Source organism: Shewanella sp. 5_MG-2023 (assembly GCF_030547465.1).
Lineage (GTDB): Bacteria > Pseudomonadota > Gammaproteobacteria > Enterobacterales > Shewanellaceae > Shewanella.
In genome coordinates this window covers 1-26,366 of record NZ_JAUORC010000042.1, presented here as the reverse complement: position 1 = coordinate 26,366, position 26,366 = coordinate 1, and the positions used below count along the sequence as shown (strand labels likewise).

General features: G+C 43.5%; 23 protein-coding genes and 2 pseudogenes. 17 read left to right on the top strand and 8 right to left on the bottom strand.

Features of this window, described 5'->3' with window-relative positions; translation table 11 throughout:
- A pseudogene (locus Q4557_RS18725) lies at positions 1 to 851 on the bottom strand (signal recognition particle-docking protein FtsY); the annotation flags it as partial.
- A 178-nt stretch (positions 852 to 1,029) separates the two neighbouring features.
- Between Q4557_RS18725 and rsmD the strand changes: the two are divergent.
- Together rsmD and Q4557_RS18715 are read left to right on the top strand one after the other, a co-directional pair.
- Complete coding sequence (gene rsmD, locus Q4557_RS18720) at positions 1,030 to 1,617, top strand: 16S rRNA (guanine(966)-N(2))-methyltransferase RsmD (RefSeq protein WP_102531240.1); 588 nt, start codon at positions 1,030 to 1,032, stop codon at positions 1,615 to 1,617.
- A gap of 37 nt (positions 1,618 to 1,654) precedes the next feature.
- Positions 1,655 to 1,936, top strand: coding sequence for a DUF1145 domain-containing protein (locus Q4557_RS18715; protein ID WP_102477286.1), 282 nt, complete (start codon positions 1,655 to 1,657; stop codon positions 1,934 to 1,936).
- Between the two features lie 93 nt (positions 1,937 to 2,029).
- Here the strand turns inward: Q4557_RS18715 and Q4557_RS18710 are convergent, their stop codons facing one another.
- On the bottom strand, positions 2,030 to 2,593 hold the full coding sequence (locus Q4557_RS18710) for a NapC/NirT family cytochrome c (RefSeq protein WP_303414733.1): 564 nt from the start codon (positions 2,591 to 2,593) through the stop codon (positions 2,030 to 2,032).
- 491 nt (positions 2,594 to 3,084) lie between these two features.
- Here Q4557_RS18710 and Q4557_RS18705 point away from each other — a divergent pair, with 491 nt between their 5' ends.
- From Q4557_RS18705 to Q4557_RS18695, 3 genes are all read left to right on the top strand, one after another.
- The gene (locus Q4557_RS18705; protein ID WP_303414730.1) at positions 3,085 to 3,555 is read left to right on the top strand and encodes a hypothetical protein; all 471 of its coding nucleotides are present in this window, start codon (positions 3,085 to 3,087) and stop codon (positions 3,553 to 3,555) included.
- A gap of 122 nt (positions 3,556 to 3,677) precedes the next feature.
- Complete coding sequence (locus tag Q4557_RS18700) at positions 3,678 to 5,300, top strand: efflux RND transporter periplasmic adaptor subunit (protein ID WP_303414727.1); 1,623 nt, start codon at positions 3,678 to 3,680, stop codon at positions 5,298 to 5,300.
- An 11-nt stretch (positions 5,301 to 5,311) separates the two neighbouring features.
- Positions 5,312 to 8,443 (top strand): efflux RND transporter permease subunit, encoded by a 3,132-nt coding sequence (locus Q4557_RS18695; protein ID WP_303414724.1) that lies wholly within the window; start codon positions 5,312 to 5,314, stop codon positions 8,441 to 8,443.
- Positions 8,444 to 8,526: 83 nt separating this feature from the next.
- Here Q4557_RS18695 and Q4557_RS18690 read toward each other — a convergent pair whose 3' ends face one another.
- The 4 genes from Q4557_RS18690 to plsB form a co-directional block, all read right to left on the bottom strand.
- Positions 8,527 to 8,793 (bottom strand): hypothetical protein, encoded by a 267-nt coding sequence (locus Q4557_RS18690; RefSeq protein ID WP_303414721.1) that lies wholly within the window; start codon positions 8,791 to 8,793, stop codon positions 8,527 to 8,529.
- 41 nt (positions 8,794 to 8,834) lie between these two features.
- Positions 8,835 to 9,632, bottom strand: coding sequence for a VOC family protein (locus Q4557_RS18685; RefSeq protein ID WP_102440138.1), 798 nt, complete (start codon positions 9,630 to 9,632; stop codon positions 8,835 to 8,837).
- Positions 9,633 to 9,999: 367 nt separating this feature from the next.
- Positions 10,000 to 11,244, bottom strand: coding sequence for a tryptophan permease (mtr, locus tag Q4557_RS18680; protein ID WP_198590916.1), 1,245 nt, complete (start codon positions 11,242 to 11,244; stop codon positions 10,000 to 10,002).
- 11 nt (positions 11,245 to 11,255) lie between these two features.
- Positions 11,256 to 13,676 (bottom strand): glycerol-3-phosphate 1-O-acyltransferase PlsB, encoded by a 2,421-nt coding sequence (gene plsB / locus Q4557_RS18675; protein WP_303414713.1) that lies wholly within the window; start codon positions 13,674 to 13,676, stop codon positions 11,256 to 11,258.
- 378 nt (positions 13,677 to 14,054) lie between these two features.
- Here plsB and lexA point away from each other — a divergent pair, with 378 nt between their 5' ends.
- The 6 genes from lexA to Q4557_RS18645 all read left to right on the top strand — a co-directional run bounded on the left by lexA (position 14,055) and on the right by Q4557_RS18645 (position 20,273).
- The gene (gene lexA, locus Q4557_RS18670) at positions 14,055 to 14,672 is read left to right on the top strand and encodes a transcriptional repressor LexA (RefSeq protein ID WP_076538206.1); all 618 of its coding nucleotides are present in this window, start codon (positions 14,055 to 14,057) and stop codon (positions 14,670 to 14,672) included.
- Positions 14,669 to 15,175 (top strand): cell division inhibitor SulA, encoded by a 507-nt coding sequence (locus Q4557_RS18665; RefSeq protein ID WP_102440135.1) that lies wholly within the window; start codon positions 14,669 to 14,671, stop codon positions 15,173 to 15,175. Before lexA ends, Q4557_RS18665 begins: the two co-directional genes overlap by 4 nt.
- 430 nt (positions 15,176 to 15,605) lie before the next feature.
- Entirely contained in the window at positions 15,606 to 17,222 is a 1,617-nt protein-coding gene (gene coxB / locus Q4557_RS18660) for a cytochrome c oxidase subunit II (protein ID WP_303414710.1), read from the top strand.
- 9 nt (positions 17,223 to 17,231) lie between these two features.
- Positions 17,232 to 18,836 (top strand): cytochrome c oxidase subunit I, encoded by a 1,605-nt coding sequence (gene ctaD, locus Q4557_RS18655; protein WP_102440133.1) that lies wholly within the window; start codon positions 17,232 to 17,234, stop codon positions 18,834 to 18,836.
- 1 nt (position 18,837) lies between these two features.
- Positions 18,838 to 19,401, top strand: coding sequence for a cytochrome c oxidase assembly protein (locus Q4557_RS18650; protein ID WP_102440132.1), 564 nt, complete (start codon positions 18,838 to 18,840; stop codon positions 19,399 to 19,401).
- Positions 19,398 to 20,273, top strand: coding sequence for a cytochrome c oxidase subunit 3 (locus Q4557_RS18645; protein ID WP_102531855.1), 876 nt, complete (start codon positions 19,398 to 19,400; stop codon positions 20,271 to 20,273). The genes Q4557_RS18650 and Q4557_RS18645 overlap by 4 nt, the downstream gene beginning before the upstream one ends.
- A 10-nt stretch (positions 20,274 to 20,283) precedes the next feature.
- Here the strand turns inward: Q4557_RS18645 and Q4557_RS18640 are convergent, their stop codons facing one another.
- Positions 20,284 to 20,511, bottom strand: a complete 228-nt coding sequence (locus Q4557_RS18640) for a DUF2909 family protein (protein WP_076538217.1) — start codon at positions 20,509 to 20,511, stop codon at positions 20,284 to 20,286.
- A 10-nt stretch (positions 20,512 to 20,521) separates the two neighbouring features.
- On the opposite strand from Q4557_RS18640, the gene Q4557_RS18635 reads away from it, so the two are divergent.
- The 5 genes from Q4557_RS18635 to Q4557_RS18615 all read left to right on the top strand — a co-directional run bounded on the left by Q4557_RS18635 (position 20,522) and on the right by Q4557_RS18615 (position 24,566).
- Positions 20,522 to 21,268, top strand: a complete 747-nt coding sequence (locus tag Q4557_RS18635; RefSeq protein ID WP_347232002.1) for an SURF1 family protein — start codon at positions 20,522 to 20,524, stop codon at positions 21,266 to 21,268.
- 98 nt (positions 21,269 to 21,366) lie between these two features.
- Entirely contained in the window at positions 21,367 to 21,921 is a 555-nt protein-coding gene (locus tag Q4557_RS18630; RefSeq protein WP_303414704.1) for a hypothetical protein, read from the top strand.
- Entirely contained in the window at positions 21,921 to 22,901 is a 981-nt protein-coding gene (locus Q4557_RS18625) for a heme A synthase (protein WP_303414702.1), read from the top strand. Before Q4557_RS18630 ends, Q4557_RS18625 begins: the two co-directional genes overlap by 1 nt.
- Positions 22,902 to 22,915: 14 nt before the next feature.
- Positions 22,916 to 23,821, top strand: a complete 906-nt coding sequence (cyoE, locus tag Q4557_RS18620) for a heme o synthase (protein ID WP_303414700.1) — start codon at positions 22,916 to 22,918, stop codon at positions 23,819 to 23,821.
- 112 nt (positions 23,822 to 23,933) lie between these two features.
- On the top strand, positions 23,934 to 24,566 hold the full coding sequence (locus Q4557_RS18615; protein WP_102440180.1) for an SCO family protein: 633 nt from the start codon (positions 23,934 to 23,936) through the stop codon (positions 24,564 to 24,566).
- 289 nt (positions 24,567 to 24,855) lie between these two features.
- Here the strand turns inward: Q4557_RS18615 and Q4557_RS18610 are convergent, their stop codons facing one another.
- Positions 24,856 to 25,437, bottom strand: coding sequence for a hypothetical protein (locus Q4557_RS18610; protein ID WP_303414697.1), 582 nt, complete (start codon positions 25,435 to 25,437; stop codon positions 24,856 to 24,858).
- Positions 25,438 to 26,157: 720 nt separating this feature from the next.
- On the opposite strand from Q4557_RS18610, the pseudogene Q4557_RS18605 reads away from it, so the two are divergent.
- Positions 26,158 to 26,366: pseudogene (locus Q4557_RS18605) on the top strand (group II intron reverse transcriptase/maturase); the annotation flags it as partial.

Sequence of the window (26,366 nt, the reverse complement as noted above, 5' to 3'; positions counted from 1 at the left end):
AGACGCTGCTGCTCTGCTGCACGTTCAGCTTCTAATGCAATACGCGCCGCTTCGGCTTCTGCTGCCAATCGAGCTTGTTCTTGGTCAGCAAGACGTTGCTGCTCTGCTGCACGTTCAGCTTCTAGTGCAATACACGCTGCTTCGGCTTCTGCAGCTAGACGAGCTTGTTCTTCAGCCTCAGCAAGGCTTCGCTCTTCTGCTAACCTTTGTTTCTCTGCCTCCAAACGTTGCAGCTCTGCTACACGTTCAGCTTCTGCTGTAATACGCGCCTCTTCTGCTTCGACAAGGCGTTGCTCTTCAGCTAATTTCTGCTGCTCAACCGCTAAACGTTGTTGCTCGGCTTCACGTTCAGCTTTAGCTGCAAGGTGTGCTTCTTCGGCTTCTGCTAGGCTTCGCTCTTCAATTAAACGCTGTTGCTCTGCAACATGTTCTGCTTCTGCAGCAATACGCTCTTCTTCCGCTTCAGCAAGACGTAACTCTTCAGCTAAGCGCTCTTGCTCAGCTATACGTTCTGCCTCTGCTGCAATACGTGCCTGTTCGGCTTCTGCAAGACGTAACTCTTCAGCTAAGCGCTCTTGCTCGGCTATACGCTCTGCCTCTGCTGCAATACGCGCCTGTTCGGCTTCTGCAAGACGTAACTCTTCAGCTAAGCGCTCTTGCTCGGCTATACGTTCAGCTTCTGCGGCGCGTTCTTGTTCAGCTAATCGCTCCGCTTCTTCAGCAGCAATGGCCTGTTCTTTTGCCAAAGCCTCTGCAGCTTGCTCTTCTGCGATACGTTGCTCTTGTGCAACACGCTCTTGCTCTTTGGTTTTGTCTTTACGAAACCACGAAAAAAAACCTTTCTTTGCCATGTCTACTACCAATGCTAAATGAGCGATAAAATTCGGAGAAGTTTTCTCGAGTCATTAATACTAAACTTGTTAAAAGGAATCCTCACCTTTAAACAGCAGTTTGGTATAAAATATCGAGTATTCTAATTGGTTGCATAGTCTACCACTTTCTTTGTTCAGGCAAAATCACGAGGGCAAAATGTCCAAAAATAAGTCCGCAAGCGGCCAAGTCAGGATCATTTCAGGGCAATGGCGTTCACGAAAGCTACCTATTCATGATTTAGAAGGGTTACGACCAACCACTGATCGCGTCCGTGAAACCTTGTTTAATTGGCTTGCTAGCGATATCAGAGGTGCAAGGGTATTAGATTGTTTTGCAGGCAGTGGCGCCCTAAGTCTGGAAGCTTTATCACGTTACGCCAGCTATGCACGTATTTGCGAACTGCAGAGCAATGCGGCCAAACAGTTAAAGCAAAACTTACAAACCTTAAAATGTGACAATGCCGATGTCATCAGTGGCGACAGTCTGGCATTGCTAAAACAAGGTCTGAATAACGATAAAGGCTTTGATATTGTGTTTGTTGACCCACCATTTCGTAAAGGGCTGGCCAATACCACTATGGCGTTATTAGCTGAGCATAACTGGTTAAATGAGAATGCATTAATTTACCTAGAAACTGAATCAGATTTAACCCAGCTAGCGATCCCAAACCATTGGGTTGAGCTCAAGCAAAAAAATGCCGGTCAGGTAACCTATCGCTTATTTCAATATCAGCTTGATGAATAGCATTTCAAACAAGCAACAAATCTAATAGAGGATACCCATGAAATTTTTTATTATCGGTGGTAAAAGTTTAACTTTAATCATGTGGTTAGTGATGTTTTATAACTTATTTATGCCGTTTGAAGGCCAAGTCAGCATAGTGTTGAATATCTTATTTTTTATCACTGTAATAATGCATTTTTTCCAATTACTTATTTTCAACACCATGTTTAGCAGCTTACTTAAGTTATCTGTCGTTGATTATCTTAAAGTGTATTTTTTTGGTGTTTTCGGTTTACTTGAGTACCGACAAAAAGTACTAGAGCTTGATAAAGCCGAGTAGCCGTTAGATTTAAAGAAATTCAGCCATAAAAAAACCTCGCCTAGGCGAGGTTTTTTCTTAATCAGGTCATCACTCCTGATTATGAATCGTCACTTACTTTTTAGGGTAAGGGTGAGCAACACCTTTATGACAATCTACACAAGTCTTTCTCTTGTCGCCTTCTTGCTTAGCGTTACGCTCATGCATTCTGACAGCCATTTTCTTCATAGTCTCAGGCTGGTTTTCATAGATGCGCGTATGACAATGTTGGCAGTTAGCAGAATCTGTTGCTTGGAAGTACTTAAGTGCGATATCTGCTTGTTCTTTACGGTTCTCATCTAACCAAGCTTGAGTGTTGAAACCATCAATAGTTACGAAACCGTATAAATCTTTAGATACGATAATCTTTTTAACCAAGTAATCAACTGGGCCATGTGGAAGGTGACAATCTTGACACTGAACAGTCACACCAGCACTACCGCCGCCATGTGCAGACGCTAACACTTCATCTTTCAATGAGTGATTGCTGTGACAACTCATACAGAATTCATCTGAACTTGTTGCGTGTAAAGTTTGTTGAGTGGCGAAATAGCCCACTACACCCATAACAACACCCACTATGATCAGTGCGATAATTGAATATTTTGCGCTCGGTTTGAATAGTGCACGCCAGTTCATCGTCATCTCCAGTTAACAGTTTTTTAATTTATGATTTTAAATTCTAAAATATAAATTTTAAGATCTAAAAAATAGTAAAGCTATTCTAGGTTGTTTTTGCCGTAAAAAAACGAATTAAGAACATGTTTTAATTAATAAGTTGCCTATATATGCTCAAAATGAGATCAAGATCTAAGTATTGAGGCTCAATAAGAATAATTTGGACTCATTTAAACTTAATACACTCCAAACAATACCGCAAAGCGTTTCAAACAAAAAAGACAAATATCATACCTTTGCAACATGCAGTGAAACAATTAGAACTATTCACTTTATTGTCAATATACCCATGCATTTATGCTACTGTGATATGAATAATGTGCGTAAGATCATTGCCGCTAATGGCGCTAAGGGTTATATTCATATGGATTGCCATTGAGTCGCTTATGGTTAAATTGATTTGTAAAAACTGTTACTTGAGCGTTTTAGTCAACATTTAACTATGGAAAAACATGAGCACTAAGTTACCGCAGCACTTCATTATATTTATCACCTTGCTTGCCATTTTAGGCCAAGGTTTGATAACTAATGGTTACGCTATGGTCGCTAACCCTCTCATGCACTCATCAGCAGAGATGTTAATACCTAACGACAAAACATCCCAAGCAAATCTGAAGCAACACAGCAGTGCCGATACCCCTAATTGTCATTCCTCTATGACTAAACAAGCCCCGCAAAAAACGACTCATTGTTGTGACGATGGCTCAATGCTCCAATCGAAAAAAGCTGCTAACAACTGTTGTGACAGCAAAAATGGCTGCGCTATCGATTGTGGTCACTGCATTACTATCTCGATGACAGGGCATTTGCTCACATTTGATATCCTTCTCGCAAAAGCAGTCAACAGCAAGGCTGATGCCACTGCAGTGCCACACTTTTTCTTCCATAAAACCCTTCCAGAATTTCGACCTCCGATTAGTTAAATTACTGACAGAATATTTTTAGCCTAGCACTGTCCTCTGTGCCATAGCTAAACACCTATACTTGCTAGTATTTACAGTTTTTATAAACGGTTCGCTTTATTTGCCAGCCGTATTTTGAGGTTATGATGAAACACGCTATTTTATTGATCACCATTGCGGGTTTTCTAGCTGGGTTATGCACTAATCCAGTCGCTGCTCAACAAGCAGCAACACATAGTCATATTTCGACTCACCAGCATCAGCATGATGCAGAAAAAACCAGCTATTCATGCCCGATGCACCCTGAAGTTATTAGTCATAAATCCGGTGATACTTGTCCTAAATGCAATATGTTCTTAGAAGAAGTTAGCCCTGAGGCTGCCATAGACCATAGCGCCGAAACCACCTACATCTGCCCAATGCACCCTGAAGTTAGCAGCCACAAACAAGGTGACCGCTGCCCTAAGTGCAATATGTTGTTAGTGGTTAAAGAAGAAGAGGAAGAAGTCGATCATAGCCAACATCAGCATGCACAAGATGAACAGACTGAAACCCTAGCAGTGCAACCCACACAGAGTGTTGCTGATAAAGTGTTTAATACTGTTAAACCAAGCCTATTACCCTCGGATGCAGAGCCAAGCATTAAATATGTCTGCCCAATGCACCCGCATATTGTTTCTGACACCCAAGGCACTTGCCCTATTTGTGGTATGAATTTAGAAAAAGTCACCATGGGCGCAGCAGCTGAAGAAATCGTGGTTGGCGTATCAGGCGGCATGCAGCAAGCTTTAGGCATGCGCACTCAACAAGTTGAAAGAGATACCCTATGGCGCCTGGTTAAAACCATCGGCACCGTTGAGTATAACGAAGACAGCATTACCCATGTTCATGCTCGGGTAACTGGTTGGGTGGAAAAACTGCATATTAATAATGTTGGCCAAAAAATAAAAAAAGGTCAGCTCATGTATGAGCTTTATTCACCTGAACTTATTAATGCTCAAGATGACTACTTACAAGCGCTTGATTATTTGGAGCAAGACAATCAACGTGGCGGTGTGCTCGAGCGTAAAGCCCGCCAACGTTTAGCGCTTTTAGGGGTTTCATCAAAAATTATTCAACAATTAGAAACCAGCGGCGAAACTGTTTTTAGAGTGCCTTTTTATGCCCCGCAAGACGGTGTTGTCAGCCAAATGGACATTCGTGATGGCATGTATATCCAACCTGGTAATGCCTTAATAGAATTAGTCGACTTATCCACGGTTTGGGTCATTGCCGATGTGTTTGAAAATGAACAAAGCTGGCTAGAAAAAGGCCGTCCTGCAGAAGTCACTGCATCGGCCCAAGGCTTATTTGATCTTGAGTCTGACATTGATTATATCTATCCAGAACTCGACCCTGTCACTCGCGCCATGCGTGTCAGAGTAAAATTAGCCAATCCAAATGCAAGCCTACGACCAGGAACCTTAGTGGATGTGTCTTTATTTGGCGGCCCTAAACGCAACATTATTACTATTCCCACAGAAGCACTGATATTAACCGGCCGTGAAAATCGAGTAGTAGTTCAGCGTCACGATAGCGGATTTACTTCGGTACCTGTAAAAGTCGGCATCATTGCGCAAGGAAAAGCAGAGATCATTGAAGGCATAAATGAAGGCGACCATGTGGTGGTTTCAGGGCAGTTCCTGCTTGATTCAGAAGCCAGTATTCAAGGTAGCTTGTTACGTTTAAGCGGCGCAGATAAAGCGCCTGCAGCCCATAACCACTAAGGAGCACTCTCTTGCTAGAGAAAATAATCAGTGCTTCGATAAAGCAACGTGCGATGGTGTTATTACTCACCTTAGTGGTTGCAGTGATCGGTTATCAAGCCATGCGCACCACCCCATTGGATGCCCTGCCGGACTTATCTGATGTGCAAGTGATTGTTAAGACCTCATATCGAGGTCAAGCACCGCAGTTAGTCGAAGATCAAATTACTTATCCATTATCCACAGCGATGCTGGCTGTACCTGGGGCGAAAACCGTACGTGGGTTTTCGATGTTTGGCGACTCATTTGTTTATATTATTTTTGAAGATAATACCGATATTTACTGGGCACGTTCACGGGTTTTAGAATACCTATCACAAACCCAAGATCAGCTCCCAGAGGGCGTTAGCCCCACTTTAGGGCCTGATGCTTCTGGTGTCGGTTGGGTATTTCAATACGCCTTAGTCGATAGACAAGGTAATCACGATTTAGCCCAGCTGCGTTCATTGCAAGACTGGTTTTTAAAACTGGAATTACAAAGTGTCGAAGGCGTATCTGAAATTGCTACGATTGGCGGCATGGAGCAATCTTATCAAATCGTGGTCGACCCACATAAACTCGCCCTTTATCAAATCGATTTGATGACGGTTAAAAATGCGCTAGCAAGCTCTAATAGCTCTGTCGGTGGCTCGGTTATTGAAATGGCCGAAGCCGAGTACATGATTACTTCATCGGGTTATCGACAAAACATTGAAGATTTTGCCGAAATTCCTTTAGGGGTGTTATCTGATGCTAGCACACCAGTATTAATGAAAGATGTGGCGCAGCTGCGAACAGGCCCTGCAGCGCGTCGTGGTATTGCTGAACTTGATGGTAAAGGTGAAGTCGTTGGCGGCATTGTGGTTATGCGCTATGGCGAGAATGCCCTTGAAACCATTAATAATGTTAAACAAAAGATTAAGCAAATTGAAAGCGGTTTACCTGAAGGGGTTGAATTAGTTATCACTTACGATCGCTCAGAACTTATCCTCAATTCTGTGGATAATCTGATGCACAAAGTGATGGAAGAGATGCTGGTCGTTGGCCTAGTTTGCTTACTATTTCTATTACATGCTCGCTCAACACTGGTTGCCATAATCACCCTGCCATTATCTATATTAAGCAGTTTCATTATCATGCATTTTATGGGGGTTAATGCCAACATCATGAGCTTAGGAGGTATTGCCATTGCCATAGGCGCCGTTGTCGATGCCGCCATTGTCATGGTAGAAAACGCCCATAAACATTTAGAGCGATATCGGGCTGAGCACGGTAAACCACCCGAAGGTGAAGCCCACTGGCAACTAATTAAAGAGGCCTCTGTTGAAGTAGGGCCTGCGCTATTCTTTAGCCTGCTAATCATCACCTTAAGCTTTATTCCTGTATTTGCACTGGAAGCTCAAGAAGGCCGTTTATTCCACCCACTGGCGTTTACTAAAACCTTTGCTATGGCGTCTTCTGCAATACTGGCCATCACCTTGATCCCAGTATTAATGGGTTATTTTGTGCGCGGTAATATCCCTGATGAACGCAAAAACCCCATCAGTCGATTTTTGATTGCCATATACCAGCCATTACTCAAACTGGTATTAAAATTTCCTAAATTCACCATCTTATTAGCGCTGGTCATTTTAGCCAGTGCTTACTATCCGATGACAAAGATGGGCTCTGAGTTTATGCCAGAACTCGCTGAAGGTGATTTACTTTATATGCCTACAACCCTGCCAAGTGTCAGTGCAGGTAAAGCCGCTGAAATTTTACAGCAAACCGATAGATTGATTAAAACGGTACCAGAGGTCAAAAGAGTATTTGGTAAAGTGGGCCGCGCGATGACCGCTACCGATCCTGCACCATTAACCATGCTTGAAACCACCATCATGCTTAAACCACATGCTCAATGGCGTGAAGGCGTGACCTTAGAATCTATTATTGCTGAATTACAGAGAACGGTGAAAGTGCCCGGCATGACTAACGCATGGGTGCAGCCGATAAAAACCCGTATCGATATGCTGTCCACCGGGGTTAGAACACCTGTCGGCATTAAAATATCGGGTTCAGATGTGGCCGAACTGGAAAAAATTGGCGCTGAAATCGAAGCGGTAATGAGCCAAGTGCCAGGCACAACATCAGCATTTGCGCAGCGAAGTAGTGGTGGACGTTATATCGATATTGAGCCGAAACTAAAAAATGCAGCTCGATATGGTATGACCCTAAGTGACATCCAAGATGTGGTGCAAATCGCCATAGGCGGTATGAATATAGGGGAATCAATTCAAGGTCAAGAACGTTACCCAATTAACATTCGTTATCCACGAGAGTTACGTGACAGCATAGAAAAACTCAGAGATTTACCGGTATTAACCAAAACCGGTAAATATCTGCCATTAAGCGTTTTAGCCGACATCACCATCAGTGATGGACCGCCCATGCTTGCCAGTGAAAATGGCCGTTTAATCTCATGGGTGTTTGTCGATATTAAAGATATTTCTATCGGCGAATATATCGAGCAAGCGCAAATAGCCTTAGGCCAGCAAATCACTTTGCCAGCACGTTATAGCTACAGCTTTGCGGGTCAATATGAATATATGCAGCGTGTTGAAGCCAAGATGGAGTTAGTCATTCCACTAATGCTGGCAGTTATTTTTATATTACTGATGCTGACCTTTAACTCGTTTGCTCAAGCTTCAGTAATTATGCTGAGTTTACCCTTTGCCTTAGTAGGCAGTGCCTGGTTTTTATATTTGCTGAACTTCAACTTTTCGGTTGCGGTATCTGTGGGGATGATTGCCCTTGCGGGTGTCGCCGCTGAATTTGGCGTGGTGATGCAGGTGTATCTCAACAACAGTATAAAAGACCGAAAACATCATGACACTCTCAATAGCAAAGATGATTTACGCCAAGCATTGATTGAAGGTGCTGTAATGCGGATTCGCCCCAAAGCGATGACAGTTGCGACCATATTTTTTGGCTTACTGCCGATAATGTGGGGCACAGGAACCGGTAACGAAGTGATGCAGAAAATTGCCGCACCTATGGTTGGTGGCATGGTCACTGCGCCGCTGCTATCGCTGTTTGTTATTCCAGCCATTTATTTACTAATCTATGGTCGTAAACTCAGTAACTAGGTTTACAAAGTCACTCATAAACACTAAAAAAGGCGCTTAAGGCGCCTTTTTATCTATAAAGCCACAAGCTGAATATAAGCTTGTTAGCTTGGTTCACTGAGTACGCCTTGCTTTTCTCGTGCCAGTTGCATCATCCTTAAAAGACCCCAAACCATAATACAACCTCCGACTCCAGCCATAGCAAACAGCAGTATTGGCTTCGCCAGCATCGGATAAGCCGCTGTATCAAAACCTGCAAACAAGCCATATAAACCCGCCGCCATTAATAACGTGCCAGGAAAATCAATGACTGCCACCATGGTCATTTTCTTTTGAATTACCGCGAGTTTTTCGTCCTTTGTGAGTGTCATAAGTCTTCCTTGATTAGATTTACAGTTTAACTTTCAAGCAATTATTCTACTTCAGACGCTACCTCGGTCAATGCAATAATTGAAAAAGTGCCGCCTTGGGGATCATCAATCACCGCAAAACGACCCACATCCGGAATATCCGTAGGCGGGACACAAATTCGCCCGCCTAGAGCTTCGGCATCTTGAGCCATAGCATCACAATCTTGCACACTAAAATACAGCATCCAATGGGGCGGGGTATCACCCCACTCGGACGTCATTTGCATCATACCGCCAATGGCTTGCTTATCCACCAGCCATTGCACGTAATCAGCTATGCCCATTGAAGACATATCAAGGCTGTTAGTCTCAAAGCCAAGCGCTTGGGTATAAAAATCGGTTGATGTGGCCAGATCGCGGCACATATATTCAACCCAGCACAAAGTATTGGGCTCAAATGAGCGCTTAATGCCGATATGGTTAATGGCCTGCCAGATTGAAAATCGTGCGCCATCAGGATCTTGGCACACAGCTATAATCCCTGAATCACCAACAGAGTGAGGGCCTGCAATAATTTGTCCACCCGCAAGCCTAATGGCTTTAATTGTCGCCTCAACATCATCAACGGCAAAATAAAGCTGCCAATGGGTTGGCAAACTCTCCATCTCTTTGGGCATTTGATACATAGCCGCAATGTCATCACCCGCTAACTGCAACATAGTGTAATGACCCTCAGGCATGGGCATATCATCAGCCTGCCACTGAAATAGGCTTTGGTAGAATGCTTTCGCGGCATACCAATCATGACTGGCAAGTTCGACCCAACAAGGTTGCCCTTGTTTATAGTGTGACACCTTCATACACCTCACCCTGCTGTTGATAATGACTTATAAGAATAAAGGTTTAAGCTGAACCTAAATGACAACACTCTTTAAGTTAAGACACTTTTAAAGCTAAAGTCGAGTTGGCAATAATGGTTGGTTATTCGTATAAAAAATGACATTTAAATAATAAATACAACTTAAAATCATAGCCTTATATAGACAACAGTATCAGCAAGCCATGGCTAGTCACTATCGGTCACAAGTCGTAAATTACACACACCTTTAGTCAAAATGCTAACAGTCACATCCTTACTTGCTAGAAAACGCCCATAAAAAAGCCCTTTTCAAAGGGCTTTTTGGAGGTCATTTCGGTGTTTAAACACCACTTTATCTAGCTAAAGTATTATTTATAAACTGGCAGTAACTCAGCCATCGCCAACAAATGACATGCGCCGGTGATGACACCGAATGCAATAATCACCACAATCAATGGCGTACCACCTGGGACTCTAAAGCTCTTCTCATCAGGGAACATTTTGCGCGATTTGTATGCCATCATGGCTGGCACTATCGCCGCCCAAATGGTCGCCGCTAATGCCGCAAAGCCAATGGCAATCAAGAAACCATTAGGGAATAACAAACCTAATACTGTCGGCGGGATAAAGGTGATCGCAGCTGTTTTAATGCGGCCATTATTGCTTTCTTCAAAGCCAAATAAGTCAGCTAGATAATCAAACAAGCCTAAGGTCACCCCTAAGAATGATGACGCCACAGCAAGATTAGCAAACAAGGTCAACATGGTATTAAGCCATTTACTCGCCATCACATCTGACAGAGCGCCCACTAACACACCCATATTGCCGCCCTGGGCAATAATGTCGCTGAACTGACTACGGGGAATGTTGCCCATGGTTGCCACTAACCAGCAGCTATAAATCACTAAGGCGATAAAAGTACCAATAAAGATGGCTTTTAAAATCACTTTAGGTTGTTTGCCGTAATACTTAACTAGGCTTGGCACATTGCCGTGGTAACCAAAACTGGCCAGCCCAAAAGGTAGCGCCGCTAAAATATAAGGCGAGAAACTCGCCTCACCATCTGGCATTAATAATTTTGCGCTATCAATATCAATCAGCAGATTTCCGATGGCGAGAAAAAAGGTAATTAACATCCCGCCAATCATAATGGTGGTAATGCGATCAACCGCTTTGGTACTGATGATCACCACTGCAGCAAGTACGACGGCAAACACTAACCCTGCGATCGGTTGAGGTAAGTTAATCCCCATCCCCGCAAGGGTGTGATTAACAATCGAGCCACCACCACTGATGTAAGCATAGGTCAGGATGTACAACACAAAAGCAATAGATAACCCGTTAATAATCCGCCAAAACTGGCCTAAGGTTACCTTAGTTAAGGTGTCAAAACTGTCACCGGGTTTAAAATGCAAATTGGTTTCAAGTAGCATCAGACCTGACACCAGCATACAAAACCAAATACCAATTAACATGACTAATGAATAGCCAAACCACATGCCTGCACTGACCACAGGCAAAGAAAACATACCAGCACCGACTGTGGTACCGGCGATGATCATAGCACCGCCCAATAAGGATTTATTTTGCGGTTGAGATTGTGTCGAACTCATAAAATTAGTTATTACCCATGTTCCATTGTGACACTATCAACAATGGTTTTTCGAACAGATAAACGCAGCATACCATTGGCATGATCACGTATTCGGATGACTTCAAATTGATTATCGTTAGCGGATAAATACCCTAATTCTTTTAATTTCACACTCAAATTATTGTAGAGCTTTTTATCATAAAACTCAGGCGCAGTAATTCCATGTAAAGCACCTAAACGCTGAGCCAATAAATGGCTGGCGCTTTCTAAATCAGAACGCTCAATTTCTGGTTTGTAAGCCAGTAAATTAAAGATAATCGCGTAACGCTGTAGGGTCTCACTGACCGTGGCGGACAATAACATTAACTGAGTGACATTACTTTGATTGACTTCAAAGTGATCGCTACCGGAAATTAGCTTTTGTTCAACAAACAAATCAAGCACTTGATCCACATAGGCACTTAAATCTTCAATGCCCATAAACAGCTCAGCTTTCAATAATGGGTAAAAATCATTAACAATTTGCTGGATTTTTTCTCGGCTAAATTCTTCATATTGCACCAAGCAACTGGCGATTAATGAAGGCACTGCCATTAGATGAATTATGTTATTGCGATAATAGCTCATCGCAATCACTGAGCTATCTTCAATTGCGATAATTTCGCCGATGGCATCTGTGGTTGAGGTAAATTTATTCAGCGACAAACATTGCTCAACTAGGTCATGAGCTGAGCCCTCAGCCACCGACGCATACTCAGTATAAGGAACATCCTTTAAGATTTTCAGGTAGAGGTCTAGCTGGGTTTCAAGCTCACTGCGCTGCAGGGCGTTTTGCTCTGAAGCCAGCAGCGCCATACTTGCTAATGTCACCGAACTCGCTGCGGCGGCGCCATTGATGTTAGTCATCACTTTATTGGCCAATACATTTACTGCTGGCGTTAACCATGATGGCTTTTGATCCGGATCTTGAGCAATTTCTTCACGCCAATTTGGCGATTGTTGATTTAAAAATTGCTGCACATTGATTGGCTCGCCAAAGTTAACGTAACCTTGGCCAAAGTTGCCTAATTTACGCAGCGCACCAAAGACCTGCCACACTGATTCTTTTTGCTTTTTCTTACCGCTTAACTCTTTATGATAGGTGGACACTTCCATCACATGATCATAACCAAGATAAACTGGCACTAAGGTTACTGGGCGTTCAATGCCCCGCAGTACACAGTTAACTGTCATCGCTAACATGCCGGTCTTAGGCGCTAATAAACGACCGGTACGAGAACGACCACCTTCGGTGAAGTATTCAACCGAATAGCCTTTAGCAAATAACTGATCTAAATACTCACGAAACACTGCGGTATAAAGTTTATTACCGTTAAAGCTACGACGAATAAAGAAAGCACCACCACGGCGGAACATAGGGCCTGCTGGCCAAAAGTTTAAATTAATACCGGCGGCAATATGCGGCGGCACCATGCCTTGGTAATACAAAATATACGACAGCAGTAGGTAATCCATGTGGCTACGATGGCAAGGCACATAGACAATTTCATGACCATCATGATGCAGCTTACGCACTTTTTCAGCGCTTTTAATGCTAATACCGCTGTATAACTTATTCCACAACCAAGTAAGAAAGCGCTCAGCAATACGCACTAAGCTGTCTGAGTAATCCGCTGCAATTTCATCTAAATACTGAATCGCTTTTTCGCGGGCTTTGTCTTCAGGAATTTTTTTATTAAGCGCTTCTTCTTTTATCGCTTGAGCAATGGCATCAGACTTTAATAATGAGTTGAACATTGCCTGACGATTTGGCAGTTGTGGGCCTGTCATCACTTTACGTTGGCGTCTAAAGTGCACTCGCGCCACACGGATAAGTTTATGCGCAATACTGACATCAGTGCCGTGTTCATCAGCCATATAACGTAGCGACATAGCATTTGAGAATTGAATAAAGCTATGGCGACCTAAGAACAAAATCATCAACCATTTACGTAACCAGGTCGGGTTTTCACGCTCAAATACGGCTGCGGTCATGGTGTCATCTTCTTTACCAGGGATACGTCCCCAATACAGACTCACTGGCACCAATTGAATATCAAGTTGATCATTTTTTTTATGTAAGGCTAATAAGCTGGTGAAGTTATCAATAAATTTTTCGCCACTTAAACGCTTGCCAAATAGAGGCTTACGACCTTCAATACACACAATTCTAGGGGTATTTAAGCCATCAACGTCTAGTCGCTCATAAGGGCTCGGTAAGCCATATTTGGCGGTCACTTCATTTAATGCCGCAATATCACTGAGTGATTCTGTCTTCATCACATAGACCACTGGTTTATCTGGGTCTAAGTTCAGATCGGCAAAGGGATCTTCAGGCACAACAACCGTGTGCACCATCAGTTTTTGAATCCAACGTAATGATTTTGCTATGATTGAGTCAGGTTTTAACATGAGTGTTCGCATATTCAACATCAATTAATTGGCCATAGAATACCAGATAATGGTTCAGTTTCACTAACAAGGGTCTATACAGAGAATATTTGTTCAGTAAAAATAGCCATATCCGAATAACAACCAACCTATTTTCAATCAACACTACTGTATAAATATACTGTTTAAACAAACGATGTGAGAAATAGCCAATTTCATCGGTTTAAAAAGCTGACTTACCTTCATTAACTAAATAATTAAATTACATATACTTAACCGTGCCCCCATATATAGCCAACAAGAATTAGATGATAATAGTTAAATTAATTTGGTTAATACTTGCGCGACCACCGATACTGTATATAATGACAGTCACTGTATAAAAAAACAGGAATCAATATGAGACCTTTAACGCCACGCCAAGCTGAAATATTAGAGCTAATTAAATGTAATATCGCCGAAACAGGTATGCCGCCAACTCGTGCAGAAATTGCAACTCGATTAGGCTTCAAAAGCGCCAATGCCGCTGAAGAACACTTAAAAGCACTGGCAAAAAAAGGCTGTATTGAAATTATTCCTGGTACCTCTCGCGGGATCCGCATGGTGCAGGTGGAAGAGGAAGTTGAAGCAGGCTTACCACTTATCGGCCAAGTTGCTGCAGGTGAACCTATCCTTGCTCAAGAGCATGTTGAACAGTATTTCCAAGTTGACCCAGAAATGTTTAAGCCCAATGCTAATTTCTTACTACGCGTTCGAGGCGACAGTATGAAAGACATTGGTATTTTAGAGGGCGACTTATTAGCAGTGCATAAAATGCAAACTGCCACCAATGGTCAAGTTGTAGTGGCACGTCTTGAAGACGATGTAACCGTGAAAAGATTTGAAAAGAAAGGCAATATTATTTATTTACATGCTGAAAATGCAGAATATGAGCCGATTAAAGTTGATTTAAGTTGCCAAAACCTAACGATTGAAGGGCTTGCTGTTGGCGTTATTCGTAATGGAGGTTGGTTATGAACACATTAATAGGCAATGCACCGCGTCACCCTGGATTATGGGTAGATATGGCATCTGATCCCTTACCCACTAAACAAGGGATTGAAACCAAGCGCACCCAAAACCAAGGCTTAACTGAATTGACTCAATTATGCAGTCAGTTAGCCATTTTAAGTCAGCAAGGCCGTTGGATTGTACTGATTAATCCGCCGCATATCGGTTATAAGCAAATTCTTGCTAATGCCAATGTTCGTATGGACAGAGTATTGTTAGTTCACACCAAAGATGAAGTCGAAACCCTGTGGGCGATGGAAAAAGCGCTCACTAACGGTACTTCAAGTGCAGTAATTACTTGGACACCACCATTAGATGCCCGCGACAATCGCCGCATTCAATTGGTTGCCAAAAATGCCTTAGCCCAAGGGCTTATCATTGAAGATGTAAATACTCACTTACCTGAAGGCGACCCATTAACGCAAACTTTAGCAGTACCGACTCGGGTAAACCTTACCTCGTTTCACTAGTAAAATATGACTAAAAAAGCCCTTCACTACGCTGAGGGGCTTTTTTTTGCACTTTTTTCAGCAAATTAGATGATAAAGTGATCTTGATCAATATTTAATCTCCAAGTAATGTAGTTAACAAGGTAGTAACAATTTATCGTACTGCCGAGAATAAATGTCAAAAAGATACAAACGCTATTAAAAGATTGAGCTGGTACCGTGCGGTATAGAAAGCCTTGAATGTAAAGCGTCAAATATAATTGATAAGTTCAGTATTAGGTACAAGTGTGGCACCGTAACGTAATAACATAATTGAGTTTTCAAGCTCAAAGCCACCGTGTACTTTGAAATGATCAAACTTTTTCGGGTATGAAAAGTTTGCATAGAGCAGAGTATTACTGTGTGGCTTTTCTTTGTAATTGCAATTCGCAATTAGCAGAGGAGTAGTCTTGTGAAGCGATTGTTGTACGGATTAATGGTGGCGTTGCTTGCAACCCCACTCACAGCGGCAGAGATGCCCTTAAACATGACTCAAGGTGTAACAGAGATCAGTGGCCAGGTTTACGACCTGCATATGATTATTTTGTATATCTGTTGCGCCATTGGTGTCGTGGTCTTTGGGATCATGATTTATTCCATGATCTATCACAGAAAATCTAAGGGTGCAGTTGCAGCCGACTTTCATGACAGTACCAAGGTTGAAATAGCTTGGACAGTATTGCCATTTCTAATCCTAATTGGCATGGCAATCCCAGCAACAAAAACGCTGATTGCTATGGAAGATCCCAGCGATGCTGAACTGACAGTCAAAGTGACGGGCTCTCAATGGAAATGGCATTACAGCTATTTCAATGAAGATGTCGAGTTTTTCAGTTTATTATCTACCCCAGCAGACCAAATTACTGGCACCGCAGATAAAACCGACACCTATCTTTTAGAGGTCGATAAGCCGCTGGTTTTACCAATAAATCGTAAAGTACGTTTTTTAATGACCTCGGATGACGTTATCCACTCTTGGTGGGTACCAGCATTTGCCGTTAAAAAAGATGCAAATCCTGGTTTCATCAATGAAGCTTGGACTAAAATCGATAAAATAGGTACTTATCGAGGCCAATGTGCCGAACTATGCGGTAAAGATCATGGCTTTATGCCTATTGTTGTTGAAGCCGTTTCTGAAGCAGACTTTGACCAATGGCTAATCGACCAAAAGCAATTTGCTGTCGATGCTAAAGCCGCTGCACAAGCCTCACTGAGCCAAACCCTTAGCTATGACGAGTTAATGGCCCAAGGCGAACAAATCTACATGGGTCGCTGCGCGGCTTGCCACCAACCTAATGGTGCTGGTTTACCTGGCGTCTTCCCTTCCCTAATTGGCAGTCCAATGATTAAAGGCCCAGTGTCTGGCCATATCGATATTGTCGTTAATGGTAAGCCTGGCACTGCGATGCAAGCGTTTGCCAAGCAGCTAACGGCAACTGAAATTGCTGCAGTAGTCACTTATGAGCGTAATGCTTGGGGTAATGACTCTGGCGATACCGTGCAAGCGGCTGATGTGAGTGGCAATGGGACAAATTCTAGCGCTACACCAACCACTGCAGACGCTCCTAGTGCAGGCACTTCTACCGCAGACACGTCAACGCCTGTGACTTTACCAGCAAGCTTACCTACAGCTGAACAACTTGAAGACACTGCAACACAAGCTGTGACTAAAGCGGCAACACAAGCAGCAGAAGTTAAAGCTGTGGTATTGGATGACTTGACGATGGATGAGTTAATGACCATGGGCGAGCAAGTCTATATGACTAGCTGCGCTGCATGTCACCAAGCTGCTGGTACTGGCTTACCTGGCGCGTTCCCTTCATTAGTAGGCAGCCCACTCATCGTCGGTCCAGTGACGGATCATCTTAATATTGTCATCAATGGTAAACCTGGCACGGCAATGCAAGCATTTAACTCGCTACTTACGCCACAACAGCTTGCTGCAGTGGTGACTTATGAGCGAAATGCCTGGGGTAATAACTCTGGCGATGCAGTTCAGGCTGCTGATGTTGTTGGTCACGGAAAGTAAGGGATTAAAATGAGCACAATTACACAAGATTCACCAGCCGCTCACGACGATCACCATGATGACCATCATCATGGGGCGCCAAAAGGCATTATGCGCTGGGTTTTAACCACTAACCATAAAGATATTGGTTCAATGTATCTGTGGTTTAGTTTCATTATGTTTTTAACCGGCGGCGCAATGGCCATGGTCATTCGTGCTGAGTTATTCCAACCCGGTTTACAGTTAGTTGAACCTAACTTTTTTAACCAAATGACCACAGTCCATGGCTTGATTATGGTATTTGGCGCAGTCATGCCAGCCTTTACCGGCTTAGCTAACTGGCTCATTCCAATGATGATTGGTGCGCCAGATATGGCACTACCGCGGATGAATAACTGGAGCTTTTGGATTTTACCTTTCGCGTTTGCGATTCTACTTAGCTCGCTATTTATGGAAGGTGGAGGCCCCAACTTTGGCTGGACTTTCTATGCACCACTGTCAACAACCTATAGCCCTGATAGCACAGCATTATTTGTGTTCTCAGTACACATTATGGGCATAAGCTCGATCATGGGTGCCATTAACGTGGTGGTGACCATTGTTAATATGCGTGCTCCGGGTATGACTTGGATGAAGCTGCCATTGTTCGTCTGGACTTGGCTGATTACCGCCTTCTTGCTAATAGCAGTGATGCCGGTATTGGCAGGTGTAGTAACCATGGTACTGACTGATAAATACTTTGCCACCAGCTTCTTTGATGCTGCTGGCGGCGGCGACCCTGTGATGTTCCAGCATATTTTCTGGTTCTTTGGCCACCCCGAAGTCTACATCATGATTTTACCTTCATTCGGGATTATCTCGGCCATTATTCCCACCTTTAGCCGTAAAAAGCTTTTCGGTTATGCCTCCATGGTATACGCCACCTCAAGTATTGCGATTTTGTCCTTCCTAGTTTGGGCGCATCACATGTTCACCACCGGGATGCCAGTATTTGCAGAGCTATTCTTCATGTACTGCACCATGTTAATCGCAGTGCCTACTGGGGTGAAAGTGTTTAACTGGGTTGCAACTATGTGGCGCGGCTCAATCACCTTCGAAACCCCGATGCTGTTCGCCATTGCATTCATCATCTTATTCACCATCGGTGGCTTCTCTGGCTTGATGCTAGCGATCACCCCAGCGGATTTCCAATACCATGATACTTACTTTGTGGTAGCGCATTTTCATTATGTACTGGTGACTGGCGCAGTATTTTCCATTATGGCTGCAGCATATTACTGGCTACCGAAATGGACAGGATACATGTATAGCGAAACATTAGGTCGTTGGCATTTCTGGTGCAGTGTTATTTCAGTGAATGTACTGTTTTTCCCAATGCACTTTTTAGGCTTAGCAGGCATGCCACGTCGTATTCCAGACTATGCAATTCAGTTTGCTGACGTAAACCAAATTGTCTCTATTGGTGGTTTTGCCTTTGGTTTATCACAACTGATTTTCCTCGCTGTGGTACTGAAATGTATCAAGGGCGGCGAAAAAGCTGCGGATAAGCCATGGGAAGGTGCTGAAGGGTTAGAGTGGACTATTGCCAGTCCTGCGCCTTATCACTCATTTACCACCCCACCAGAGGTTAAATGATATGAGCCAGCCAACAAAATCAAACCGTAATTTACTTATTGGCCTAGTACTGGGTTCAATAGGTATGTTCGGCTTTGGTTTTGCGCTAGTGCCTTTGTATGACGTGCTTTGCGATGCCTTGGGGATTAATGGAAAAACCCAAAGTACTGCCAGCAGTTATGAGGCTGTGGTGATTGATAAAGACCGTACTGTAACCATTGAGTTTATTGCCCAAGTACAAAGCAATATGCCGTGGGAGTTTGTGCCAAAAGTGAACCGCATGCAGGTTCACCCCGGCGAACTCACACGTACTGCGTTTTTAGCGAAAAACTTATCTTCAAATAACCTCGTAGGCCAAGCAATACCCTCGGTATCGCCAGGCCAAGGCGCGGCTTATTTTAATAAGACCGAGTGCTTTTGCTTCAATCAGCAACCCCTAGCAGCAATGGCCGATGCTGAATTACCGTTAATTTTTTACGTGGATGCGGATTTACCTGAATCCATTAACACTTTGACTCTCTCTTATACCCTCTATGATATTACAGACAAGCAGACTGCAGCCATAGAGCAAGGAGCAGCAAGATGACAACAAAACATGAAAACTACTACGTGCCAGCGCAAAGTATCTGGCCAATTACCGGCGCTATCGGATTATTTCTGATTGCATTTGGCGCAGGTACCTACATCCAACAACTTTCAACTGAAGAATCTTCTGGCGGCTACACCCTAATCGCGGGTATTGCTGTAATTATATTTATGCTGTTTGGCTGGTTTAAAAATATCATTGATGAGTCAATGTCAGGTTTATATTCAGCGCAAATGGATCGCTCTTTTAGACAAGGCATGAGCTGGTTTATTTTCTCAGAAATCATGTTTTTCGGGGCATTTTTTGGGGCATTGTTTTACGCTCGAATGGTAGCAATACCTTGGCTCGGCGGTGCATCAAATAATGCCATGACCCATGAGGTATTATGGCCAACATTTGAAGCCATTTGGCCGCTAGTGAAAACCCCAGATGGTACCACCACTGAAGCCATGGGTTGGGGCGGATTGCCGCTGTATAACACCCTCATTCTACTGACCTCTTCAGTCACCTTGCACTTTGCCCATGTGTCGTTAGAAAAATCAAAACGTGGCGCACTGAAGGTTTGGTTAGGACTGACTATTTTGCTGGGTATCGGCTTCTTGTTTTTACAAGTTGAAGAGTATGTCCATGCCTACCAAGAAATGGGGCTCACACTCACCTCAGGGATTTATGGTAACACCTTCTTTTTGCTAACTGGCTTTCACGGTATGCACGTCACCTTAGGCACAGTATTTCTAATAATCCTGTTCTTTAGAGTATTGAAAGGTCACTTCACCCCAGATAATCATTTCGCCTTTCAATCCGGAAGTTGGTATTGGCATTTTGTTGATGTGGTGTGGTTATGCTTATTTATTTTCGTGTACGTCTTATAAGGCTGCAAAGCTAATAAGGTCTAGGATTTGGGCTTATCCAGCCAAATCCTAAGGCCAGTAACAATAACAACATCACTAACGCAGAAAAGATCACTCGACGACCTAAATATTGGCTCATAGATTGTTTATTTTCCGCTTTAACCATAATAAATAGGGCTCTGGCTAAATTAAATAATATGAATACAAGCAGCAGTACTAAAACAAGCTTGAAAATAACTAAGGTATCTAAGGTTCCCACGGGCTCTCCTTTGCGCGTTTGGCGACTTTCTACTGGGTTATTGCTAGTTGTTACTGTGAGTGTGTTTTCTATTTTGGTCAAGCTCGGTTTATGGCAACTTGATAGAGGAATTCAAAAACAAGCTTGGCAAGCCACCTTAAGTGAAAGGCAAGCGTCCAGTGAATTGGATTACCACACTTTTTTAACGCTAGATAGCAGCGGTCCACTAACGGGTTATCGCATTAACGTCACCGCTAAGCCCGTTAATGAACAAATATTACTGCTTGATAATCAAGTTTATAACGGCCAAGTGGGTTATCTGGCTTATCAAGTATTTGCAATATCAGCCACAGAGCCATGGCTACTGGTTGAACTAGGCTTTACTGCAGCGAATAAAGACCGCCGCATATTACCCGATTTAGCGCCATTGCCTGCGGCGCAATATCAGCTCACAGGTCGAGTGTATCAGCGCCAAACCAATCCCTTAAGTGACCAACTTTATGTGGAACAATTTACAGTAGAAAACCGTGACGTGATCCGTTTTCAAAATTTAAATCTCGTGGCCTTAGCAGAGAAAATAGGTCATCAACTGGCACCGGCAGTACTGCAGCCAGATATAACACCGAACATGACACTAGCAAAACCATGGACACCTATTCCACTGTCAGCCCAAAAACACCAAGGCTATGCATTGCAATGGTTCACCATGGCAGCAGTATTTTTATCGCTAATGCTATGGCTTGGTTGGAAAACATTTAAGCCTAAAATTAAGACCTAAAGTTAAAACCTAAATACAAGAGTAACTAAATTAAAAATAGTGACTTAAGTAAAAAAACTCATCCTATAACAAAAACAGTCGTAACAAGAGGAGCAAGTATGAACTCCCCAGCAAAACCTAAAGGTAACAAGACATTATATCTACTGCTGCTGGTATTTATTTTACCGGTGGCTATGGCTAAATTAGTCTTGAGCCTAGATTTATATAACGGCGCCGCCACTAACAAAGGTGAGCTAATCGACGCACAACTTAATTATCAAACCTTAGCCATGACCAACCCGCAGCCGCATATGTGGCAGCTGGTGTATTTATTACCAAACCAATGCCTAGAACAATGTCAGCAACGTTTGTATGTCATGCATCAAAGCCATATCGCCTTAGGTAAACATCAAGATCGCGTCAGCCCAATTATTTTACTCACCCCAGATAGCGACACCGCAATTTTAACTAAACTGCAAGTGCCGTTTGCTACAGCCAGTGCCAGCCCTGCAATGGCCGCATTACTGACAGAGCAGCAAATGATTATTGTCGATCCCCTTGGTAGCCTAGTCATGAAATACCCAGGTATTATGGGCGAGCAAGAAAATATTGCCCAAGGTAAGTCGATGATTGGCGATTTACGTAAGATGCTTAAACTATCGAGGGTCGGGTAATGGTGATAAAAAACCTGCTCAAATTTACCTTAGTATTTACCTTTACGGTGATATTAATGGGTGCCTACACTCGGCTGTCAGATGCAGGCCTTGGCTGCCCTGATTGGCCAGGTTGCTATGGTCATCTTGTGGTGCCTAGCGCGCCTGATGCAATAGCAAAAGTTGAGACTGCATTCCCAAATCAAACGCTAGAGCCTGACAAGGCGTGGCTGGAAATGATCCACCGCTATATCGCTGGCACTCTTGGATTACTGATTTTAACCATCCTTATCATCTGCTTAAAAAGAGCCGATGCGCCCAAAAAGCTACCCATACTGATTTCCGCCCTACTGCTCTTTCAAGCCGCCTTAGGTATGTGGACCGTCACCATGAAATTAATGCCCATCGTAGTCATGGGGCATTTAATTGGTGGCTTTAGTTTATTCGCTTTACTGCTACTGCTGTATTTACGTACCCGGCCACTGCGGATCCCTGATGGTGACACTTATGCCAGAAAACTCGCCCCCTTTGCCATGGTCTGCTTAATTGTACTGGCGGTTCAAATTATTTTGGGCGGCTGGACGTCATCGAATTACGCAGCATTAGCCTGTACCGCCCTGCCAATATGTGAAGGTAACTGGGTCGATAATCTGCAATTTGCTGATGCTTTTTCACCGTTTCAAGGGACACATCCAAGCTTTGAATATGGCGTATTGGAATACCCTGCCCGCATGACAATCCATGTTACTCATCGTATTTGGGGCGTGATTACCGCTGCCTGTTTAGTGTGGTTAGGATTTAAATTACTTAAAGCACGCTCACACACAATACGTAAAAGTGCTTGGCTGTTATTTGCCCTAGTGATCATTCAAGTGGGCCTTGGCATCAGCAATATTGTCATGCATTTGCCTTTAGGGATTGCTGTATCGCACAACGGCGGCGCAGCGCTATTGTTACTTACCGTTATTTTCATCAACTACGCGCTGTGGCGTAAAGCTTAAGCAAGGATTCTATTATGGCTAAATCTCTGTCTATACCAGCAAGCACCAGCAGCGCGCAATTACCTTGGCGCGCCTATTTTGAAATGACCAAACCCAAAGTGGTCGCCCTGATGTTACTGACAGTACTGGTGGGAATGTGCCTCGCATTGCCCGGCGCAGTGCCATTGCAGCCGCTTATCTTTGGCATGATAGGCATAGCCATGATGGCGGGGGCAGCGGCGGCTTATAACCACTTAATTGATCGCCGTATTGATGGCTTAATGGCGCGTACCTATAACCGCCCATTACCAAAAGGAAAAGTCTCGGCAATAAAAGCCATGACCTTTGCCACCTCTATCGGTTTAGGCGGCTTTGTTATTTTGTATACCTTAGTTAACCCGCTTACGGCATGGTTAACCTTTGCGAGCTTAATCGGATATGCCGTGGTCTATACCGCTTATCTTAAGCGTGCAACGCCGCAAAACATCGTGATTGGTGGCTTAGCGGGCGCAATGCCGCCGTTATTAGGTTGGACATCTGTCACCAATGAATTGCATGGTAATGCCTTATTACTGGTTATCATCATCTTCACTTGGACGCCGCCGCATTTTTGGGCGCTGGCGATTCACCGTAGAAAAGAATATGCCAAAGTCGACGTCCCAATGCTGCCAGTCACCCATGGGGTTGAGTTTACTAAAACTTGTATCTTGTTATATACCTTGTTACTGGCTATTGCCTGTTTATTGCCAGTACTGGTTGGCATGTGTGGCCCCGTTTATCTTGTGGGTTCAACCATTCTAAGTTGTGGCTTTATTTATAAAGCCTGGCAACTTAAGTATCACGACAAACCAGGGCTGGCGATGGATGTGTTTAAGTTCTCGATTTATCACTTAATGATTTTATTTTTAGTGCTATTAGTTGATCACTACTTATGGGTATAACTCGCTTTATCAGTGCTTATCGCCATGGTGAAGTTGAAGATAAAAACAGTGAACGTAAAGATAAAAATAATGGAGTGAATGAGTGAAAAAAATTATCGCGTTAGCTTTCATTATGCTGGGCTTAGGCGTCGCTGTTGCTACGCTTTTCCCTAGCCAAAAAAGTTCATCCGCAACAATCGCCACTGCCACTAAATCAAGGCCGGATCTGGCACTTGAAACAAGTTATTTGTTTGATAACCCAAGACCACTGGCACCTTTTAGTATGCAAGACCAATTGGGGAATACCTTTACCAATGAGCAGCTTTTAGGTAAGTGGAGTTTAGTGTTTGTCGGCTTTACTTCATGCCCAGATGTTTGCCCAACAACCCTTAATAAACTCAATGCCGCCTACCCAGAGTTGCAAGCAGTAAGCGACAATATTCAAGTGGTGTTTGTGTCAGTGGACCCCGCAAGGGACAGCCAAACTAAACGTTTAGATTACATCAATTTTTTTAACCGCGATTTCAAAGCCGTTACTGCCGATCACGCTCAGCTATTTCCTTTTACTCGTGATTTAGGTTTTGCCTACGCCATGGTTGGCGACGGCGAAGATTACCAAGTGGATCACAGCGCCAGCTATGTTTTAGTATCACCACAAGGGGAAAAGTTTGCAGTGTTTAAACCTAAAGCCCAACCCGGGAAAATACCACAGATTTTGAATAAAGAGCTGGTTGCGGATCTAAAGCAGATTATTGAAAGTGCTTAAGGTTTTTATATAGGTATTGAAATATAACAAAGCCTCAATATGAAAATATTGAGGCTTTTTGTTTTGACGAGGACTGATGTAGTAACTCATTTGTGGACAGAAATCATTTAGAGCTGAAACTCTGAAAGCAACGACTTCCATTAGGTAAAGTATGGCGACCTGATATGTGGTAACTTTTCAATAACGGGCACATACACGTAGGGCATAATGGCGAAGCCGTCCTGCGTGTATGCGTCCCAGCGAACGAAGTGAGTGAGTTTATTGAGTTGTTAGGTTTTTGCGCCATTAGCTATTTCCAACCTGAAGTAAACTCTAGTGAGATTTTGGTGTTTTCATAAGCTTCAGGGACATTTCCAATTTTCACGTTAACTCTATAGTTTTCAGTCCCAGAAGGAAAACAGTGAATATACATAACATCTGTCGTTGCTATTGGTTTAGAGGTTGGGTCGAAAGAAACAGCTCTATTTTTCACTTTTTCATCTAAATACTGATAGCGTGAATGCCATTCAAGGTCATTTGCCCATTGGGCCTCACCTAATTCAACCATTCTCAAATAATGAGCATTAAGGGGTGAGCTTCTATAAAAGTATGTAACATTACTTTTGCCGATTATTCGTACTTCTAGAGTTGTATCCAATTCATGAAATTTTACCGGCTTGTCATTTGACAACCTTACGCGAAGAAATGACGTACCGTGAGAGCCGTAACCGTTAATAGAAAAGCTATATTCACGATTTGAAGCGAAGTCTTTCTGCGGCAAAATTAAAGAATAATTCTTTAGGAACCATCCTGACTCGTTGTACTCACCATCGCCTTCATATCCACAGGCTGTGAGAAAAAAAGGCAAAAGTAAAATCCATTTTCTGTTCAAAGTGACTCCGTTTCCTAGAAACCTAACGCCTGCCGCAGCCGCTGCAAAGACTGGTGGTTGTTTTGCTGGTTTTTAGCAAAACAAGTGACAGTTTTTGCAGTCGGTTGCCGGCACTTGTGTACGCCCAGCATGGGCATGAACTAATGAGGTGAAAGTCCTCTGTAGGAAGATCACCGTTACTCTTTCTAAAAGAGAATAACATACTGTTATTAAACGTTAACTACTAGCGAATGGCAAGGGCTTATCCGCGAGGATTGGTCTGAAGGAAGCCGCTAGCAAATTTGCGAGCTGATGAACAAGAACATCATATGAGGCGTAGGCTAGAGATGAGTTGGCAGGGTCTGCCCCGCGAAGCAAGGGTACAAGACGACGAAATCACGTGATCTAATGGCCACCGTAAATGATGCAGCAGTGCAAAGAAAGTTCATGCTCTTATCTGGGGAGATCTGCTTAACTCGCGATCGGTCACTAACCAGTAAGGCTCTGGTTTATAAGTGCCTTGGCTTTTCAGCGTCATCGACTGAAAAGAGCGAATCAGATGGAAACCGATAGCGCATGACGGGGCAACTCGGCATGTGATTATGCAGAAGTCAGCAGACGTCATACGACTGCATGGATGCAGGAGGTAGAGCAACGCAGGAGCAGTTGCCGAGTAGCCCAACGCCCATCGTAATGGTTGGGATATGGTGAAGGCCTGAACATTTAGAAGAAGGAGGAGTCTTGTCAAACTTGTCGATACCCACTACGTCGCCAGACGATTACTATCAGCAGCGTATTGATCTGCAACCCGCCTTCAACAGCGATTTATTCCAGCAACTACTCGAACCTGAAAATCTACACCGAGCGTGGCATCAAGTTAAAGCCAATAAAGGCGCACCAGGCATCGATGGCATGACCATCGAAGCTTTCCCGCTTTGGATGCAACAAGG